The organism is Jiella soli (assembly GCF_020615385.1).
Lineage (GTDB): Bacteria > Pseudomonadota > Alphaproteobacteria > Rhizobiales > Rhizobiaceae > VKMB-3413.
In genome coordinates this window covers 110,237-128,589 of the sequence record NZ_JAJAVB010000039.1, presented here as the reverse complement: position 1 = coordinate 128,589, position 18,353 = coordinate 110,237, and the positions used below count along the sequence as shown (strand labels likewise).

The following is an 18,353-nucleotide window of genomic DNA, read 5'->3' as shown; positions in this document are numbered from 1 at the left end:
GCGGCCGCGAGCCGCCTCCGTCCGACGATCCTTCGGCGGGTTGAACGAACGACAATGGCAATTCTCGAACTCAGCGGTCTGACCAAGCGCTTCGGCGAGACGGTCGCGGTCGATCGCTTTACGCTGTCGGTGGAAAAGGGCGAGTTCGTCTCGCTGCTCGGACCGTCCGGCTGCGGCAAGACCACGACGCTGCAGATGATCGCCGGGTTCGAGACGCCGAGCGGCGGCTCGATCGCCCTCAATGGCCGCGACCTGTCGCAGGTCCCGGCGCGAGCCCGCGGGCTCGGCATCGTCTTCCAGACCTATGCGCTGTTCCCGCACATGACGGTCGAGGAGAATGTCGGCTTCGGCCTGGAAATGCGAAAAGTGCCGGCGGAGGAGCGCAAGCGGCGGATCGCTGCGACGCTCGACCTCGTCCACCTGTCGCATCTGTCCAAGCGCTATCCACGCCAGATGTCCGGCGGCCAGCGCCAGCGCGTGGCGCTCGCTCGGGCGCTCGTGATCGAGCCGGAGCTCCTTCTGCTCGACGAACCGCTCTCCAACCTCGACGCCAAGTTGCGCGAGGAGATGCAGCTGGAGCTGCGGCGCATCCAGCAGGAGGCCGGGGTCACGACGCTGCTCGTCACCCACGACCAGTCCGAGGCGATGGCGCTCTCGGACCGGATCGCGGTGATGCAGGGTGGCAGGCTGATCCAGGAGGCCTCGCCCTTCGATGCCTACGACCGGCCGGCCAACGGCTTCGTCTCCTCCTTCCTCGGCAAGAGCAACGCGATCTCCGCGCATCTGGAAAACGGCGCGACCGGCACCAGGCTGCGCTGCCGCGACCTGACCCTCGAGGCCCCCGATACCGGCGAGGCGCCGGGCCCGGTTCTGATCTCGCTCCGCCCCGAGCGGATCGAGTTCGCCGGCGAGGCCGACGGCATCGTCGCCGGCCGCGTCGTCGAGCGGATTTTCCTCGGCGACCAGTGGCTGTTCAAGGTCGAGACCGGGCTCGGCGAACTCCTCGTCGTGCGCCGCAACAGCGGTCGCCGCGAGCCCGAACTCGGCGAGACCGTGCATCTTGCCTGGCAGGCCGAGCATCTGCGCATCCTCGCGGAGCCGGCGGCATGACGACCGGCGCTCGCCCCTGGATCCTGAGCGCCCCCGCGCTCATCCTGTTCGCGGTGATGCTGGTGACGCCGCTCGTCATGACGGCGATCCTGTCCTTCAACAGCTTCGACTTCTACGGCGGCATCCAGCCGACCTTCGGCCTCGGCAATTATGCCGATGTCCTCAGCGACTCCTATTTCTACGAGATCTTCGGCCGCACCTTCCTCATCGCGCTCGCAACCACCGTGGTCTGCGCGCTGATCGGCACGCCGCAGGCCTATTTCATGCTCCGCATGCATCCGTTCTGGCGCTCGGTGATGATCCTCGTCGTGCTCGGCCCGCTGCTGATCTCGGTGGTGGTGCGGACCCTCGGCTGGGCGATCCTCCTCGGCAACAACGGCGTCATCAACGAGGCGCTGCGCAATCTCCACCTGATCGATCGCCCGCTGAAGATGATGTACACCTCCGGCGGCATCGTGCTGGCGCTCGTCCACGTCATGGTGCCGTTCATGATCCTCGCCGTGTGGGCGGCGCTGCAGCGCCAGGACCCGGCGACGGAGAGGGCCGCGGAGTCGCTCGGGGCAGGGGCCTTCACCGTCTTCCGGCGGATCGTCCTGCCGCAGGCGATGCCCGGCATCCTGTCCGGATCGCTGATCGTCTTCTCGCTCTCGGCCAGCGCGTTTGCGACGCCGGCGATCCTCGGCGGCCGGCGGGTGAAGGTGGTCTCGACGACGGTCTACGACGAGTTCCTCAACACGCTGAACTGGCCGCTCGGCGCCGCCATCGCGATCATCCTCCTCGTTGCCGTCCTCGCCATCATGGTGGCCTGGAACCGGCTGGTCGAGAAGCGCTTCGCGGGGGTATTCCAATGACGCGGAACGGTCTCTTCGCCAAGTTCTTCAGCTTCGTCTTCGCCGCCTTCATGCTTGCGCCGCTGGTGGTCGTCGTCGGCGTGGCCTTCACGCCGGAAGGCTTCCTGGAGTTCCCGCCGAGCGGCATCTCGCTGCGCTGGTTCCAGGCAATCCTCGACAATCCCGACTTCATCGACGCGGCGATCGTCAGCCTTCAGCTCGGCGTCGCCTCGGCCACCATCGCGACAGTCGTCTGCATTCCGGCGGCGCTCGCCATCGGCGGCGGCAGGTTCGCCGGCCGCGAGGCGCTGCAGGCGCTGTTCCTCTCGCCGCTGACGGTGCCGACCGTGGTGCTGGGCATCGCCTTCCTGCGCTTCCTGTCGATGATGGGGCTGAACGGCACCTTCTGGGGCCTCGTCTTCTGCCACGTCGTCATCATCGTGCCCTTCGTGCTGAGGCTCGTGCTGGCCTCGGTCACCGGTCTCGACCCCTCGATCGCAAGGGCCGCCACGTCGCTCGGCGCCGGCGAATGGACCGTCTTCCGGCGGATCACCCTGCCGGCGATCATCCCCGGCGTCGTCGGCGGCTGGGTCCTCGCCTTCATCACCAGCTTCGACGAACTGACCGTCACCGTCTTCATCGTCAATCCGGCGACGACGACGCTGCCCGTCAAGCTGTTTTCCCACATCACCCAGACCACCGACCCGTTGGTCGCCTCGGTCTCGACGGTGGCCATCCTGTTCACGGTCGGGCTGATGCTGATCGTCGACCGGATCTACGGGCTGGACCGTCTGCTCATCGGAGAAGGATCGCGCTGATGCAGAGCGATGCGATCGTCATCGGCGGCGGCCTCGTCGGCGCCGCGACCGCCTATGGCTTGGCGAAGGAAGGCCTCGCGGTCACCGTTCTCGACGAGGGCGACGTCGCCTTCCGGGCCTCGCGGGGCAATTTCGGCCTCGTCTGGGTCCAGTCGAAGGGCGACGGCTATCCCGACTATGCCATCTGGACGCGGCGCAGCGCCGATCTGTGGCCGGAACTCGACGCGATGCTGAAGGAGGAGACGGGCGTCTCGACCTTCTACGAGAAGCCCGGCGGCCTGCATTTCTGCCTGTCCGAGGAGGAACTGGAGAAGCGCAAGGCGCTGATCGCCCGGCTCCACAACGTCCACGGCGCCGCCAATTACGGCGCCCGCATTCTCGACCGGCAGGAGGTGCACGACATGATGCCCGGCCTTGGGCCGGACGTGGTGGGCGGCACCTATTGCGAGCATGACGGCCACGCGAGCCCGCTCTATCTCCTGCGTGCGCTCCATGACGGGCTGAAGCGCCGTGGCGGCCGCATCGTCGCCGACGCCGGCGCGCGGGACATCAGCCGCGACGGCGAGGGCTATGCGGTGGCGACGCCCGCCGGCACCTTCCGCGCCGGCCGCGTCGTCCTCGCTGCCGGCCTCGGCAACAAGCCGCTCGGCGAGACCGTCGGGCTCCGGCTCCCCATTGCGCCGCTCAAGGGCCAGATCCTCGTCACCGAGCGCACCCGGCCGCGCCTTTCGATGCCGACCCATGTGGTGCGCCAGACCGGCGAAGGCTCGATCATGATCGGCGACAGCCATGAGGACGTCGGCTTCGACATCTCCTCCTCGAGCGACGTCATGGCGCAGCTCGCCGCCCGGGCGATCCGCATGTTCCCGTTCCTGAAGGATCTGAGGATCGTCCGCTCCTGGGCGGCGCTGCGGATCATGAGCCCGGACGGCTATCCGATCTACCAGCAATCCGAGACCCATCCCGGCGTCTTCTCGGTCAACTGCCATTCCGGCGTGACGCTTGCCGGCTCCCACGCACTGGCGCTCGCGCCGATGATCGCGAAGGGCGCGCTGGACGAGGATCTCGCCGCCTTTTCTGCAAGGAGATTCGATGCCCCAGCGAATTGACGGGAGCGGCGAGACGATCCGCTTCACCTTCGAAGGCCGGGAGATCGCGGCTCGGGCCGGCGACACGATCGCCGCGGCGCTGATCGCGGCCGGCGAGACGGCGACTCGGCAGTCCGTGGTGTCCGGCGCGCCGCGCGGGCCTTTCTGCATGATGGGCGTATGCTTCGAATGCCTGGTCGAGATCGACGGCGTGCCGAACCGCCAGGCCTGCATGATCGAGGCCGCGCCCGGCATCACGGTGACGCGCCAGACGGCGGACGAGGTGGTGGCATGAGACGCTACGACGTCGTCGTCATCGGCGCCGGCCCGGCGGGCATGGCCTGTGCGGCCGAAGCGAGCCGGGCCGGGCTGTCGACCCTCGTCCTCGACGAGCAGTGCCGCCCCGGCGGCCAGATCTATCGCGACATCGAGGCTGCCGACGCAAGGCGCCGCGGCATTCTCGGGTCGGACTACGAGACGGGCGCCGATCTCGCGGCCGAGCTGCGCGCGTCCAAGGCCGAGTACCTGCCAGGCGCCGTCGTCTGGAACATCGACAGCGAGAAGCAGATCGACTTTTCGATGGACGGAGGGTCGCGCAGCGTCGAGGCGGGGCACATCGTCGTCGCGACCGGCGCGATCGAGCGGCCGACGCCGATGCCGGGCTGGACACTGCCGGGCGTGACGACGGTCGGGGCGGCGCAGATTCTCCTGAAGACCTCCGGCGTCGTCATGGAGGACCTCGTCCTCGTCGGCTCCGGCCCGCTGCTATGGCTGGCTGCGACGCAGCTCATCGCCGCAGGCGCTCCTCCCAAGGCCATCGTCGAGACCGTTCCGAAGGCCCGCTACCGCGCGGCCGCGAAGCATCTTGCGAAGGCTCTGCCCGGCTGGCGCTACCTCGCCAAGGGCTTTGCGATGATGCGGGCGGTCAAGCGGGCCGGCGTGCCGGTCCATCGCGCCGCGGAAGAGATCGTGATCGAGGGCGAGACGGCAGCGCGCACCGTCGCCTTCACCAGCGGGGGCATGCGGCAGCGCATCGAAACCGCCCATGTCGCGCTCCATCAGGGCGTGGTGCCGAACCAGCAGATCACCCGGCTGATCAATTGCCGGCATCGCTTCGACCGCAGCCAGCGGGCCTTCCTGCCGGTCCTCGACGCGCATTTCGAGACGAGCGTTCCAGGCGTCTTCGTCGCCGGCGACGGTGCCGGGATCGGCGGAGCCAAGTCGGCGGCGATGCGCGGCCGCCTCGTCGCCATGCGGATCGCCGAGAAGGCCGGCAAGTCCGTCGCGAAAGGGCGGGAGACGCTTCAGGCGGAGCTTCGCCGTGATTCTGCGGTGCGCCCGCTGCTCGAAGCGCTGTACGCGCCCTCCGAGGACATCCTGTCGCCGGCCGACGGCACGCTGGTCTGTCGCTGCGAGGAGATCACCGCCGGCCAGATCCGCGAGGCGGTGGCGCTCGGTGCGCCGGGGCCGAACCAGGTGAAATCCTTCCTGCGGGCCGGCATGGGCCCCTGCCAGGGCCGCATGTGCGGTCTCGCCGTCAGCGAGATCATCGCGGCGGCGAAGGGCGAGGAACCCTCGAGTGTCGACTATTACCGCATCCGCCCGCCGCTGAAGCCGCTGCTCCTGTCGGAACTCGCTGCCTTCGAGGCCGGCGAGCCGCCGCGGGAAGCGGCCGAATAACCGGTCACGGAGCGGCCGGACGGAAGCCGAAGCCAGAAGGGCCTCATCCATGGCAAATCGCACGGTCGACCTCGTCGTCATTGGCGGCGGCATTCACGGCTGCTCGGCGGCGCTCCACGCCGCCCTGCGGGGCCTTGAGGTGGTGGTTCTGGAAAAGGACACGGTCGCCCGCCATGCCTCCGGCGTGAACGCTGGCGGCGTGCGCCGGCTCGGCCGCGACTATCCCGAAGTGCCGATCTCCCAGAGGTCGATGGAGATCTGGCACCGGATCGAGGAACTCGTCGACGACGATTGCGGCTTCCAGCGCGCGCCCCAGATCAAGGTCGCGGAGACCGAGGCCGATTTCGAGGCGCTGAAGGCCCGGGCCGCGCATCTTCGCGCCATGGGCTTCGAACACGAGATCGTCCTCGAACGCTCCGAGCTGCGCGAGCACCTGCCTGCGGTCGCCGAGCATTGCGTCGGCGGGCTCGCCAGCCTCGACGACGGCTTCGCGCTGCCCTACCAGACGACCTTCGCCTTCCAGCGCAAGGCCCGCTCGCTGGGTGTCCGGTTCGAGGAGAACTGCCGGGCGCGGAAGGTGGAGCGCGTCGGCGCCGATTTTCGCGTCTCCACCGATCGCGGCGTCTTCACCTCGCGCAAGCTTCTGAACTGCAGCGGCGCTTGGGCCGGCGAGATCGCCCGGCAGCTCGGCGAATACGCACCCGTTGCGGCGACCGCGCCGATGATGCTGGTGACATCGCGAATGCCGCGCTTCTGCACCGCCGTCGTCGGCAATGAGACCCGGCCGCTCTCCTTCAAGCAGATGCAGAACGGCACCGTCGTCATCGGCGGCGGGCGTCGGGGACGGCCGAACCCCGAGACCAACGCCTCGGAGCTGATCTTCTCCGAACTGCGCCAGACCGCCGCGACAGCCATCGCGGTCTTCCCGATCATGAAGGGGGCGACGATCGTCCGTTCCTGGGCCGGCATCGAAGGGCGCATGCCCGACGGCATTCCGGTGATCTCTCCGTCCGCGACCGAAGAGGGTGCCTATCACGCCTTCGGCTTTTCCTCCCACGGCTTCCAGCTCGGTCCCGGCGTCGGCGAGATCATGGGCGAGCTGATCGCCACCGGCCGGACGAACGCGCCGATCGCGCCCTTCTCCATCACCCGTTTCGCCCCGGGGGCCGACGCCTCCGGATCATCCCTCACGCATGCTCAAGGACATTCCGCGTGATTACCCGCCACATCCAGACCAAGATCAACCACCGCGTCGTCGAGCACAACGGCGTCCTCTATTTCGGCGGCCTCGTCGCCGACGACAAGTCGAAGGACATGAAGGGCCAGACCGCCGAGATCTGCGCCAAGATCGACGATCTCCTCGCCAAGGTCGGCTCGTCGAAGGAGAAGCTCCTGACGGCGATGATCTACATCTCCGACTTCTCGCAGAAGGACGGCATGAACGAGGCCTGGCTCGAATGGATCCCGGCCGAGCACCTGCCGACCCGCGCGACGATCGGCGTGGCCGAGCTCGGCAAGGACGTTCTGATCGAGGTCGTCGTCTCCGCCGCCAAATAGGGGCAGCGCCGCAAGCTGCGATGTCTGGATCGGCGCCGGGTCCCGGCGCCGATCTGCGAGATCGGTGGTCGACGAAGTTCGGGCGAGCAGGGCGCTGCGCCTGCGAACAATATTTCCCGCGCGACCCGCCATGCAGCGGGGGGCGGCCGGTTCTCCTGGGGCCGTGGCGCCGACACCGTCCGGGACGATGAAACCAACCTGTACCGAACCCGCTTCGGCAATGAGTTCTGGCAGTCCCTGCGCGAAATCCCTCGCCTCTTGGTCCAGAAAGGGAAGTCGCGATGTCCAACCAGGGCCTATGTGCCGCGGCGAACGCCGCAGCATGATCGTGGACGAACTGGTCGAGACGAGACCGCCGCGCCGACCTCTCCGCCAGGATCCTCCGATCATCGAGGCTGTTCACCATGGCGAACGATCCGCTCTTCCGGCCCCTGGTCATCAACGGGCTTGCCCTGCGCAACCGCGTGATGAGCACCAGCCACGCCATCGGCTATGTCGACGACGGCTATCCCAAGGAGCGCTACCAGCTCTACCACGAGGAAAAGGCGAAGGGCGGCATCGCGCTGACCATGTTCGGCGGGTCGTCGAACGTTTCGGCCGATTCCGGTTCGGTGTTCGGCCAGATCGACGTCACCGACGATGCGATCGTGCCGATCTTCCGGCAGTTCGCGGCCCGCATCCATGAGCATGGCGCGGCGCTGATGTGCCAACTCACCCATCTCGGCGCGCGCAGCCATTGGCGCGCCGACCGCTGGCTGCCGACGATCGCGCCCTCGCGCTACCGCGAGCCGGCGCATCGGGGCTTCGCCAAGGCGGCCGACCGCCACGACATCGATCGCATCGTCGCGGATTTCGGGGCGGCGGCGCGTCGCTGCCGCGAGGGCGGGCTCGACGGGATCGAACTGCATGTGCCCGGCCATCTGATCGGCCAGTTCTGGTCGCCGGCGATCAACACGCGCGAGGACGAGTTCGGCGGCACGCTCGAGAACCGTTGCCGCTTCGGCATGATGGTTCTCGAAGCGGTGCGCCGGCAGGTGGGGCCGGACTATCCGGTCGGCCTGCGCATGGCGGTCGGCGACGGCGGCGCCAGCGGCCTCGCCGACGAGGACTATGCCGCGATCGCGCGGCTGCACGATGCGTCCGGCCTCGTCGATTTCTTCAACCTGACCTATGGCCGGCTCGACACGGATGTCGGGCGCGCCGAATACATGCCGGGCATGTATGTCGGCCTCGCGCCGCAACTTTCCCATGTCGCGGCGTTCAACGACCGGGCGAAGCTGTCGAAGCCGATCTTCCATGCCGCCCGCATCAACGATCTCGCCACGGCGCGCTACGCCCTCGCAGAAGGCATCGTCGACATGGTCGGCATGACGCGGGCGCACATTGCCGACCCGCATATCGTCAAGAAGATCGAGGCCGGGGAGGAGGGCCGCATCCGCCCTTGCGTCGGCGCCACCTATTGCTCATGGAAGCGACGCTGCATCCACAATGTCTCCGTCGGGCGCGAGGCGGTGCTGCCGCACGCGATTCCGCCGGCCGCGGAGAGCCGCCGCGTCGTCGTCGTCGGCGCGGGGCCGGCGGGCCTGGAGGCGGCGCGCGTCGCCGCCGAGCGCGGCCATCGCGTCACCGTCTTCGAGGCGGCAGCGGAGGCCGGCGGCCAGGTCCGCCTTGCGGCGAGCGTGCCAGCGCGCCGCGACATGATCGGCATCGTCGACTGGCGCCTTTCCGAACTGGACCGCCTGGGCGTCGAGATCCGCTACAACCTGCTGGCCGAGAGGGAGGATGTCGAACAGGAAGAGCCGGACGTCGTGATCATCGCCTGCGGCGGCCTGCCCGACACGATGGAGGCGATGGTTCCCGGCGCGCAGGACCTTGCCGAGACGGTCTGGGACCTGCTGGCGGCGCCGCGCCGGAAGGATCAGACCATCCTTCTCTACGATGTCCTCGGCGCGATCAGCGGCACGTCGTCTGCCGAGATGCTGGCAGGTGAGGGAACCTCCTTCGTCTACGTCACCCCGGACGGCGCCATCGGCCAGGACACGAGCTATCTCGACATGCCCTTCGTGATGCGCTCGCTCTATCGGGCGGGCGTGCCGATCCATCGCGACCTGACCCTTTCCTCGCTCTCGCGCAGCGGCAATGCCATCCGCGCCGAGTTCGTCAACGAGTTCACCGGCGAGCGAACCGGCCTGGACTGCGACCGCTTCGTCCTGGACCACGGCACGGTGCCGATGGATGAGCTGTATGAGGAACTGCGCGAGAATGCCTGGAATTTCGGTGTGACGGATCTCGATGCCGCCGTCGCCGGCCGGAAGCAGGGCGATGCCGGCGCCGCGGCAAAAAACGGGCGCTACGAACTCCACCGCATCGGCGATGCCGTCTCGTCGCGCGACATCCATGCTGCTATGCTCGACGCCATGCGGATCTGCATCGCCTTGTAGCGATGCGGCCCGCGCCGGGCCGGGGCCCGCAGCCCGGTGCCAGCCGATACGGTTCGTCTGCCAGGGAGAGATGTCATCTACAGGATCGCTTTCCTGCTTCTTCCGGAGTTTTCGCTCCTGGGTGTGGTCGGGGCGCTGGAGACCTTGCGGGTGGCGAATTCTCTCGGCTCGGACCCGGTCTTCCAGACGCGGCTCGTCCATGACGCCGCGCCGCTGGTCAGATCCAGCGGCGGGATCGCGTTGGAGGCCTCGTGCCATCTGCGCGACCTCGTGGATTTCGACGCGCTGATCGTCTGCGCGAGCTTCCGCGCCGACAGCTACGAGCGCGAGGAAACGCAGGCGCTTTTGCGCCGCTTCGCCCGCCACGGCAAGGCGATCGGCGCGATAGAGAGCGGCGTCTACCACATCGCCCGGGCCGGGCTGCTCGACGGCCATGTCGCGACGGCTCACTTCAACAATTTGCCCTATTTCGCCCAGCTCTTCCCGGCCGTGCGCTTCGAGCGCCGCGTCTGCGCCATCGACCGAAGGCGGATGACCTGCGCCGGCGGTTCGGCAGCGGTCGACATGATGCTGCATCTGGTGAAGGAGCATCTCGGTCCGCTCGGCGCGAGCCGCGTCGCCAATCTGATCATCCACCCCTATCGCCGCGAGGCCGAATCCTTTCTCGACGACGTCTTCACCTCGGCGCATTCCGACCTGCCGCTGCCGGTGCGCAAGGCCTGCCGGAAGATGGCCGAAGCGGTCGAAGCCGGCTGTGATATCGAGGTGGTCGCCACGGATCTCTCGATGTCGCGGCGTCATCTCGACCGGCTGTTCCGAGCGGCGTTCTCCCGCACGGCGGCCGAGCACTACCGGATGATGCGGCTGGCGCGCGCCCGCAAGCTGATCAAGGCGACGCGTGCCGACCTGTCGACGATCGCCGCGCGCTGCGGCTTCGCCTCCTATTCGCATTTTCTGCGCCGCTACAAGGCGGCCTTCGGCGTATCGCCGACCGAGGATCGCCGCTCGAACCTCCCGGTGCCCGCCGCGCCGGGCGCGATGTCGCCGCTCGACGATCTGCACCCCTACCAGAACCAGCTCGACCCCGTCCGAATGGTGTGAGCCCTTCCGTAAGGGGCGAAGGCCGAAGCGGCGAGAGAGCGCGGTCATCGATCCGCAGCGTCGGCCATCCGCCGGGGGACCGGTGCCGTCATAATCCGCTCCACGCGGGCGGCTGCGCGGAGGAATGTGCCAAGGGCGGCCGGTCTTCACCATGTCCTGTCGCACCCGCCGGGTTAGCGTCGCCGCATCGTCCCGATGCCTTGCTCCGGAAGGTGCGCCATGTCCCTCAGTTTCGATCCCGCCGCGATCGATTGTCCCGTCGGCCATCACATCGGCGGCCGGCTCGTTGCCGCCGAGCCGGAGCTTGCGGTCCGGCGTCCCTCCGACGGCGTGGCCCAGGCCGGCTGTCCGGTCGCCGATGTCGCGGTGGTCGATCGGGCGGTGGCGGCCGCGAATGCGGCGCTGAAGGCCAGCCGCTGGGGCGAGGTGAGGCCGCGCGAGCGGGTGAGGGCGCTGCACGCCTTCGCCGACCTGATCGAGCGGGAAGCGACCATGCTCGGCCGGCTCGAATCCGTCGTCTCCACCCGGCCGATCGCCCAGTCGATCGCGGGGGACGTGGCCGTGACCGCCGAGCAGATCCGCTTCTTCGCCGAGTTCGCCGACAAGGAGGGCGGCGACCTCGTCCCCACCGGCTCGGACAGGCTCGGCATGATCGACAGCGAGCCCTACGGCGTTGTCGGAGCGATCACGCCCTGGAACTTTCCGGTGTCGATGGCCGGCTGGAAGCTCGGTCCGGCGCTCGCAGCGGGAAACGCCGTCCTGCTGAAGCCGTCGGAAATGACGCCCTTTTCCGCGCTGATGCTGGCCGAACTCTCGGTGCGCGCCGGCATTCCCGCCGGCCTCGTCAACGTCGTCCTTGGCGACGGGCCGACCACCGGCAACGCCATTACTGGCCATCCCGGGATCGCCAAGGTCTCCTTCACCGGCTCGACCGTGGCCGGCGCCGCGATCATGGCCAATGTCGCACGGACCGGCATCAAGCCGATGACGCTCGAACTCGGCGGCAAGAGCCCGCAGATCGTCTTTGCCGATGCCGACCTCGACCTCGCCGCCGACTGCATCGCCAGGGGCATCCTCGCCAATGCCGGCCAGGTCTGCGTCGCGGGCTCGCGGGTGATCGCGGCGGCCGGCATCGCGGACGCCTTGCTCGATCGCCTTCTCGCGCGTTTCGCGGCGATCGCGCCGGGAGCCACCTGGGACGAGGGCACGAACTTCTCGCCGATCATATCGCAGCGGCAGCTCGGCCGGATCACCGGCATCGTCGAGGCGGCCGTCGACGCCGGCGCGGACATCGTCACGGGCGGCAGGCCGCTCGACCGGGACGGCTCCTTCTATGCGCCGACGATCCTGACGGCAGTCACGCCGCAGTCGCCCGCCGTCACCGAGGAGATCTTCGGCCCGGTCCTGACGCTGCAGGCCTTCGCGGAGGAGGAGGAGGCGCTGGCGCTTGCCGATCATCCGACCTACGGGCTCTGCGCCGGTCTCTATACGCGTGATTTTTCGCGGGCAATGCGGACGTCGCGCAGGCTGCAGGCGGGGACCGTCTGGATCAACCGCTACGGCCGGTCCACCGATCACATCCTGCCGACCGGCGGCTACAAGGGCTCCGGCATCGGCAAGGATCTCGGCCGCGAGGCCTATCGCGCCAACCGACGGACGAAGTCCGTCCTGATCGACCTTTGATCTGCGCAGCAAGAGGACAGGCATGAAGTCGTATCGCATCGCGCTCATTCCCGGCGACGGCATCGGGCCGGACGTCGTCGCGGCCGCCTGGCAGGTGGCCGAGGCCGTCGCTGCGAAGGAGAGGTTTGCGCTGGAGGGGACCGGCTTCCCATGGTCCTGCGACCATTATCTTGAGACCGGGACGATGATGCCGGACGACGGAATCGAGACGCTGCGGGGCTTCGACGCCATCCTGCTCGGTGCCGTTGGCTGGCCGGCGAGCGTGCCGGATTCGGTCTCGCTGCACGGTCTGCTGCTGCCGATCCGCAAGGCCTTCGTCCAATACGCCAATGTCCGCCCGCATCGGCTGCTGCCGGGCGTCGAGGGGCCGTTGAAGAAGGACGGCTTCGACATCCTCTGCATCCGCGAGAACACCGAGGGCGAGTATTCCGGCGCCGGCGGTCGGGTCCATGCGGGTGCTCCGAACGAGGTGGCGGTGGAGACCGCGATCTTCACGAGGGCTGGTGTCGAGCGCATCCTGCGCTTCGCCTTCGAGAAGGCCCGCGAGCGCTCGGGACGCCTCGCCTCGGTGACGAAGTCGAATGCCCAGAAGCATTCCATGGTCTTCTGGGACGAGATCACCCGGGAGCTTGCGGCCGAGTATCCGGACGTCGCGGTGACATCCTACCATATCGACGCCATGGCCGCCCGCATGGTGATGGCGCCGGAAACGCTCGACGTGGTCGTGGCGTCGAACCTCTTCGGCGACATCCTCACCGATCTCGGCGCGGCGATCCAGGGCGGCCTCGGCTTTGCCGCCTCCGCCAACATCGATCCGACCCGGGCCGGGCCATCGATGTTCGAGCCGGTGCACGGTTCGGCGCCGGACATCATCGGGCAGGGGATCGCCAATCCGCTCGCGGCGATCTGGTCGGCGGCGATGATGCTGGAGCATCTCGGAGAAACGGGCGCGGCGAGCCGGATCATGCGGGCCATGGAGCACGCGACGGCGAACGGCATCGGTATCCGTCCGGGCGAGCACAGGACGGGGGCCTTCACCGAAGCCGTCCTGAACGCCATCGAAAGGGAATAAGCGTATGAATACGTTCGAGAGTCCGTCACTGCTGCGGCAGAAGGGTTGGGTCGGCGGCAACTGGATCGCCTCCGACAGCGGCGAGACCATCGCGGTGACAAATCCGGCAACGGGCGAGACGCTGGGAACCGTCCCGGCCATGGGCGCGGCCGAGACGAGGCGCGCGGTCGACGCCGCCGAAACGGCGTTCGCGAGCTGGCGCAAACGGACCAATGCCGAGCGGGCCGGGCTGCTGATGGCCTGGTACGATCTGATGCTGAAGCATGCTGACGAGCTCGCACTCATCCTCACGCTGGAGCAGGGCAAGCCGCTCGCCGAGGCGAAGGGGGAGATCGCCTACGGCGCGTCCTTCGTCAGATGGTTTGCCGAGGAGGCCCGGCGGATCGAGGGCGGCATCATTCCCTCGCCGACGCCCGATCGCCGGATCGCCGTCCTGAAGGAGCCGGTCGGCGTCTGCGGCGTCATCACGCCGTGGAATTTCCCGAATGCGATGATCACGCGCAAGGTCGGCCCGGCACTCGCCGCCGGCTGCACCGTGGTGATCAAGCCCTCGGAGCTGACGCCCTTCTCCGCGCTCGCCATCGCCGCGCTGGCCGAACAGGCTGGGATCCCGCCCGGCGTCGTCAACGTCGTCACCGGTCTTCCCGCGGATATCGGAGGCGAGCTGACCGGCAACCCGGCCGTGCGCAAGCTGAGCTTCACCGGATCGACCAGGGTCGGCTCGCTCCTGATGGCGCAATGCGCCCCGACCGTGAAGCGGCTCAGCCTCGAACTCGGCGGGAACGCGCCCTTCATCGTCTTCGACGATGCCGATCTCGACAAGGCGGTCGAGGGCGCTCTGATCTCCAAGTTCCGCAATGGCGGCCAGACCTGCGTCTGTGCCAACCGCATCCTCGTCCAGGCCGGCATCCACGATGCCTTCGTGGAGAAACTGTCGGCAAGGGTCGCGGCGATGAGGGTCGGGCCGGGAACGGAGGAGGGCGTGACGATCGGGCCGATGATCAACCAGGCGGCGCTCGACAAGATCAACCGCCATCTCGACGATGCGGTGGCGCACGGGGCGCGGCTCGCCAACGAGCCGGCCAAATTGCCGCAGGGGCCGCAATATGTCGCGCCGGTCGTCCTCACCGGCGCCACCACGAAGATGCAGCTCGCCTGCGAGGAGACCTTCGGCCCGGTCGCGCCGATCTTCCGCTTCGAGACGGAGGAGGAGGCCATCGCCGTCGCCAACGGCACGCCCTTCGGCCTTGCGGCCTATTTCTACACCCGGGATCTGGCCCGCAGCTGGCGGGTCGGCGAGGCGCTCGAGTTCGGCATGATCGGGCTCAACACCGGCCTGATCTCGACCGAGGTCGCGCCCTTCGGCGGCGTCAAGCAGTCCGGCCTCGGCCGCGAGGGCGCAAGGATCGGCATCGAGGAATATCTGGAGACCAAGGCGTTCCACATCGGCGGTCTCGGCTGAGGCGGGCTCGTCTCGCATGGCGCGGCCGGCGCGAGGGCTCGGCGGCCGCGCTCCAAGGGCGCGCGGAAGGGGCTACCGGATCCGGTCGAGCACGCGGTAGTAGAGGCCGACGAGCGGCAGGAACCACGGTTTGCCGAAATGACCGGGAACGGCCTCCCAGCTCATGCCCTCCATCGGGTTGCGGTTGCCCTTGCCGGCCATCGCCTCGCCCATGATCTCGCCGATATGGGTGGAAAGCTGGGCGCCATGGCCGGAATAACCCATGGCGTAGTAGAGGCCGTCCGCTTCGCCGGCGCGGGGAAACCGGTCCTTGGTCATGCCGACCAGCCCGCCCCAGCAATAGTCGATCTCGACCTCGGCCAGCCGCGGAAAGATCCGGGCGAGGCTGTCGCGCAGGATGCGGCCGGACTTCTCGTCCGAAGTCGCATCGGACACGGCGGAAAAGCGAGCGCGGCCGCCGAAGATCAGCCGATCGTCGGGCGAAAGGCGGAAATAATTGCCGACATTGAGCGAGGTCACGCAGGTCCGGTTTCCCGGCATCGTCGCCGCGATCGCATCGGCGCCCAGAGGCCGCGTCGCGAGCACGAAGCTGCCGACCGGGATGACCCGGCGGCGGAAATGGCCGAAAGGCCCTGCAGTATAGGCATTGGTGGCAAGGAAGACGCGTTCGGCGGTGAGGCTTCCGCGCGGCGTGGTCAGCCGCCAGCCTGAGCCGTCCGTCTCGCGCGCCGTCACCGGCGCGTCTTCGTAGATCACGCCGCCTTTCCGCTTCACGGCATCAGCCATGCCGTGGACGAAGCGCCCCATATGCATCATCGCGCTCTTCTTCGACAGCATGGCGCCATGGAAGGCGTCGGAGCCGATCTCGGCGCGCAGATCCGCCTTCGACAGGAGTGCGGTATCGGGATCGACCTCGCGGTGGACCGCCTCGAAATTCTTCGCGATCGAGTCGAAATGCGCTGGCTTGGAGGCGAGCTTCAGCTTGCCGGCGCGCCGGAAACTGCAGTCGATCCCTTCCTCCGCGACGATCCGCTCGATCGTGTCCACCGCGTCGTCGAAGGCGCGGTAGAGCGCCTTCGCCCGCGCCTCGCCGAGATGCTGCTTGGCGGAGAGGTAGCTGTGGGCGAGCCCGTTGTTGAGGTGGCCGCCATTGCGTCCCGACCCGCCATGGCCGACATGGCGCGCTTCCAGAAGCGCGACCCGCACACCGGCCTTGGCCAGCGTGCGCGCGGCCGACAGGCCGGTGAAGCCGCCGCCGACCACCGCGACGTCGAATCTGCCTTCGACCGGACCTTGCGCCCCGCCGCAAAAGCGCGGAGCGGTCTCGTGCCAGTAGGATTTCAGCTGCATGGCCTCACAGGCCCAGGACGGCCGGAAGACCGGAGATGTCCGGGATCTCGACATAGCCGTAATAGGGATTGGCCGGCTCGTGGCCGCGATTGACCCAGACCTTGTTCGCGATGCCGAGGTCGTGCGCCGACATCAGATCGTAGCGGAAAGACGAGGAGCAGTGCAGGATGTCCGCGGGACCGCAGCCGAGCTCGTCGAGCATGTATTCGAACGCCTGGAAGCGCGGCTTGTAGGCGTTCGCCTGCTGGGCGGTGAAGACATGAGCGAAGGGCGCGCCGAGCTTCTCGACATTCGACATGATCTGCGCGTCCATGGCGTTGGACAGGACCACCAGCGGGATCTCCTTCGCGACCTTCGCCAGGCCCTCGGGCACGTCGGGATGCGGCCCCCATGTCGGCACCGCCTCGTAGAACTGCCGGGCCTCGCTCTCGTCGAAGGCGACGTCGTTGCGCCTGCAGGTCCGTTCGACGGCGTTGACCAGGACCTGATCGTAGGCCTTCCAGTCGCCGAGGATCTCGTCGAGACGATAGGCCGCGAAATTCTTGATGAACTGTTCCAGTCGATCCGCCGAGAGGCGCGGGCCGTAAATCTCCCGAGTCTTCTCGGCCATCTGGAAATGCGTGAGGGTCCCGTAGCAGTCGAAGGTAATAAATTTGGGGCGGAACACGAGCGTCTTGCCTCTCAAGGGTGGGGATCGTCGGCCTGCCCAATGCTGGGGCGGGACATGCGCGATGGTAGCGCTCAAGAGCGGCGCGGTTTCTAGTCTTTGGCGGGGCGGACGAAGCAGATTCTTCCAAATGCGCGGGACATGACGGCAAGGGCTGCCGGTCGTTTCGCGGCAGTCTTCCAGCGCCCCGCCAGCTCTGCTGCGGGCCGATTCTGCCATCGGAGCGAGATCCCGGCGATGAACCTGCAGTCCATGTTGTCCAGCCTGGTGGCGTTCCGTTCCGTCGTCGGCACGCATAACGGTGCCCTGGTCGACTACATCCGCGACTTCCTCGCCACGCAAGGCGTCGAATCCGTCGTGGTGGGGGGACCGGAAGGGGACCGCTTCAACCTCTTCGCGACGATCGGGCCGCCAGACGTGCCGGGCTACATCCTGTCCGGCCACCTTGACGTCGTTCCCGCCAACGAGCCAGCCTGGGAGGGCGATCCGTTTCGGCTGCGCGAGGTCGAGGGACGCCTCGTCGGCCGCGGCGCCGTCGACATGAAGGGCTTCGTCGCGGCGGTGCTGTCGGCGGTGCCGGATCTCGTCGCCATGAACCTCACCCGGCCGATCCATATCGCCCTTTCCTACGACGAGGAGGCGGGCTGCCGCGGCGTTCCGCATCTCATCGCGAAGCTGCCGACGCTCTGCGCCCCGCCGCTCGGCTGCATCGTCGGCGAGCCATCCGGGCTGGTGCCGGTTCTCAGACACAAGGGCAAGGCGGCCCTGCGGATCGTCGCGGCGGGGAAATCCGGTCATTCGTCACGACCCGACCTCGGGCGCAACGCAATCCACGCCATCCTGCCGGCCTTGGCCGCGATGGCCGACGAAGCCGAGGCGCAGCGTGTCGGCGGGCCCAGCGACAGCCATTTCGCACCACCCTATTCGACCATCCAGATCGGCAGGATCAGCGGCGGCGAGGCGCTCAACATCATCCCGGACCGGGCGGAAGCGGAGATCGAGGCGCGGGCGATCGCCGGCGTCGATCCGCTGGCGCTTCTCGAACCGGCGCTGAGGATCGTCGCCGCCGACGATGCCCTTTCGGCGGAGATCGTCGCCAGCTACCCCGGGCTTGCCATCGGGGAGGACCATCCGCTGGCGGAGCTGGTGAGCGATCTGTCCGGCAACAAGCCGCTGGCGGCCGTCAGCTACGGCACCGAGGCGGGGCTCTACCAGGCCGCCGGCGTTCCCGCGATCGTCTGCGGGCCCGGCGACATCTCCCGCGCCCATAAGCCGGAGGAGTACATCACGGTGCAGGAGTTGAGGGCGGCGGCCGAGATGGTGCTGCGCCTCGGCCGCAGACTGACCGCCGGCCAGAGCCGTCCGCGCGCCGTCGGGACCGGGTGACCGGCGGGCTCCGCCGTCGCAATAAGCTGCGGCCATCGCCATCGGCGACGGCCGGATATTCCGTCACCCGGCCGGACGCCGAAACCATCTTTCCCTCCTGCGCTGCTA

At 68.2% G+C, this 18,353-nt stretch carries 16 protein-coding genes; 14 read left to right on the top strand and 2 right to left on the bottom strand.

What is annotated here, in order from left to right; translation table 11 throughout:
- The first annotated feature begins 54 nt into the window (after positions 1–54).
- From LH400_RS23350 to LH400_RS23290, 13 genes are all read left to right on the top strand, one after another.
- Positions 55–1,110, top strand: a complete 1,056-nt coding sequence (locus LH400_RS23350) for an ABC transporter ATP-binding protein (RefSeq protein ID WP_229155869.1) — start codon at positions 55–57, stop codon at positions 1,108–1,110.
- Complete coding sequence (locus tag LH400_RS23345; RefSeq protein WP_229155868.1) at positions 1,107–1,961, top strand: ABC transporter permease; 855 nt, start codon at positions 1,107–1,109, stop codon at positions 1,959–1,961. Before LH400_RS23350 ends, LH400_RS23345 begins: the two co-directional genes overlap by 4 nt.
- Positions 1,958–2,758 carry an ABC transporter permease gene (locus LH400_RS23340; protein WP_229155867.1) on the top strand — a complete coding sequence of 267 codons (801 nt, stop codon included), beginning with the start codon at positions 1,958–1,960 and terminating at the stop codon, positions 2,756–2,758. The genes LH400_RS23345 and LH400_RS23340 overlap by 4 nt, the downstream gene beginning before the upstream one ends.
- Positions 2,758–3,867 (top strand): NAD(P)/FAD-dependent oxidoreductase, encoded by a 1,110-nt coding sequence (locus LH400_RS23335; protein WP_229155866.1) that lies wholly within the window; start codon positions 2,758–2,760, stop codon positions 3,865–3,867. The genes LH400_RS23340 and LH400_RS23335 overlap by 1 nt, the downstream gene beginning before the upstream one ends.
- Positions 3,851–4,141, top strand: coding sequence for a (2Fe-2S)-binding protein (locus LH400_RS23330; protein WP_229155865.1), 291 nt, complete (start codon positions 3,851–3,853; stop codon positions 4,139–4,141). The genes LH400_RS23335 and LH400_RS23330 overlap by 17 nt, the downstream gene beginning before the upstream one ends.
- A complete protein-coding gene (locus tag LH400_RS23325; protein ID WP_229155864.1) occupies positions 4,138–5,526 on the top strand; it encodes an FAD/NAD(P)-dependent oxidoreductase in 1,389 nt (462 codons plus the stop codon). Before LH400_RS23330 ends, LH400_RS23325 begins: the two co-directional genes overlap by 4 nt.
- 49 nt (positions 5,527–5,575) lie before the next feature.
- Positions 5,576–6,742: an NAD(P)/FAD-dependent oxidoreductase gene (locus LH400_RS23320; RefSeq protein WP_229155863.1), complete on the top strand. Its 1,167-nt coding sequence runs from the start codon at positions 5,576–5,578 to the stop codon at positions 6,740–6,742.
- Positions 6,739–7,083, top strand: coding sequence for a RidA family protein (locus LH400_RS23315; protein WP_229155862.1), 345 nt, complete (start codon positions 6,739–6,741; stop codon positions 7,081–7,083). Before LH400_RS23320 ends, LH400_RS23315 begins: the two co-directional genes overlap by 4 nt.
- Before the next feature lie 404 nt (positions 7,084–7,487).
- Entirely contained in the window at positions 7,488–9,524 is a 2,037-nt protein-coding gene (locus LH400_RS23310) for an FAD-dependent oxidoreductase (protein ID WP_229155861.1), read from the top strand.
- A gap of 36 nt (positions 9,525–9,560) precedes the next feature.
- Positions 9,561–10,625 (top strand): GlxA family transcriptional regulator, encoded by a 1,065-nt coding sequence (locus LH400_RS23305; RefSeq protein WP_370638467.1) that lies wholly within the window; start codon positions 9,561–9,563, stop codon positions 10,623–10,625.
- Between the two features lie 219 nt (positions 10,626–10,844).
- A complete protein-coding gene (locus LH400_RS23300; protein ID WP_229155860.1) occupies positions 10,845–12,308 on the top strand; it encodes an aldehyde dehydrogenase family protein in 1,464 nt (487 codons plus the stop codon).
- Positions 12,309–12,330: 22 nt separating this feature from the next.
- Positions 12,331–13,380: a tartrate dehydrogenase gene (locus tag LH400_RS23295; RefSeq protein WP_229155859.1), complete on the top strand. Its 1,050-nt coding sequence runs from the start codon at positions 12,331–12,333 to the stop codon at positions 13,378–13,380.
- A 4-nt stretch (positions 13,381–13,384) separates the two neighbouring features.
- Entirely contained in the window at positions 13,385–14,842 is a 1,458-nt protein-coding gene (locus LH400_RS23290; RefSeq protein ID WP_229155858.1) for an NAD-dependent succinate-semialdehyde dehydrogenase, read from the top strand.
- A gap of 72 nt (positions 14,843–14,914) precedes the next feature.
- Here LH400_RS23290 and LH400_RS23285 read toward each other — a convergent pair whose 3' ends face one another.
- Entirely contained in the window at positions 14,915–16,192 is a 1,278-nt protein-coding gene (locus tag LH400_RS23285; RefSeq protein ID WP_229155857.1) for an NAD(P)/FAD-dependent oxidoreductase, read from the bottom strand.
- 4 nt (positions 16,193–16,196) lie between these two features.
- Positions 16,197–16,859, bottom strand: a complete 663-nt coding sequence (locus tag LH400_RS23280) for a haloacid dehalogenase type II (protein WP_370638466.1) — start codon at positions 16,857–16,859, stop codon at positions 16,197–16,199.
- A 237-nt stretch (positions 16,860–17,096) separates the two neighbouring features.
- Here LH400_RS23280 and argE point away from each other — a divergent pair, with 237 nt between their 5' ends.
- On the top strand, positions 17,097–18,245 hold the full coding sequence (gene argE / locus LH400_RS23275) for an acetylornithine deacetylase (protein ID WP_229155856.1): 1,149 nt from the start codon (positions 17,097–17,099) through the stop codon (positions 18,243–18,245).
- Positions 18,246–18,353: the final 108 nt, after the last annotated feature.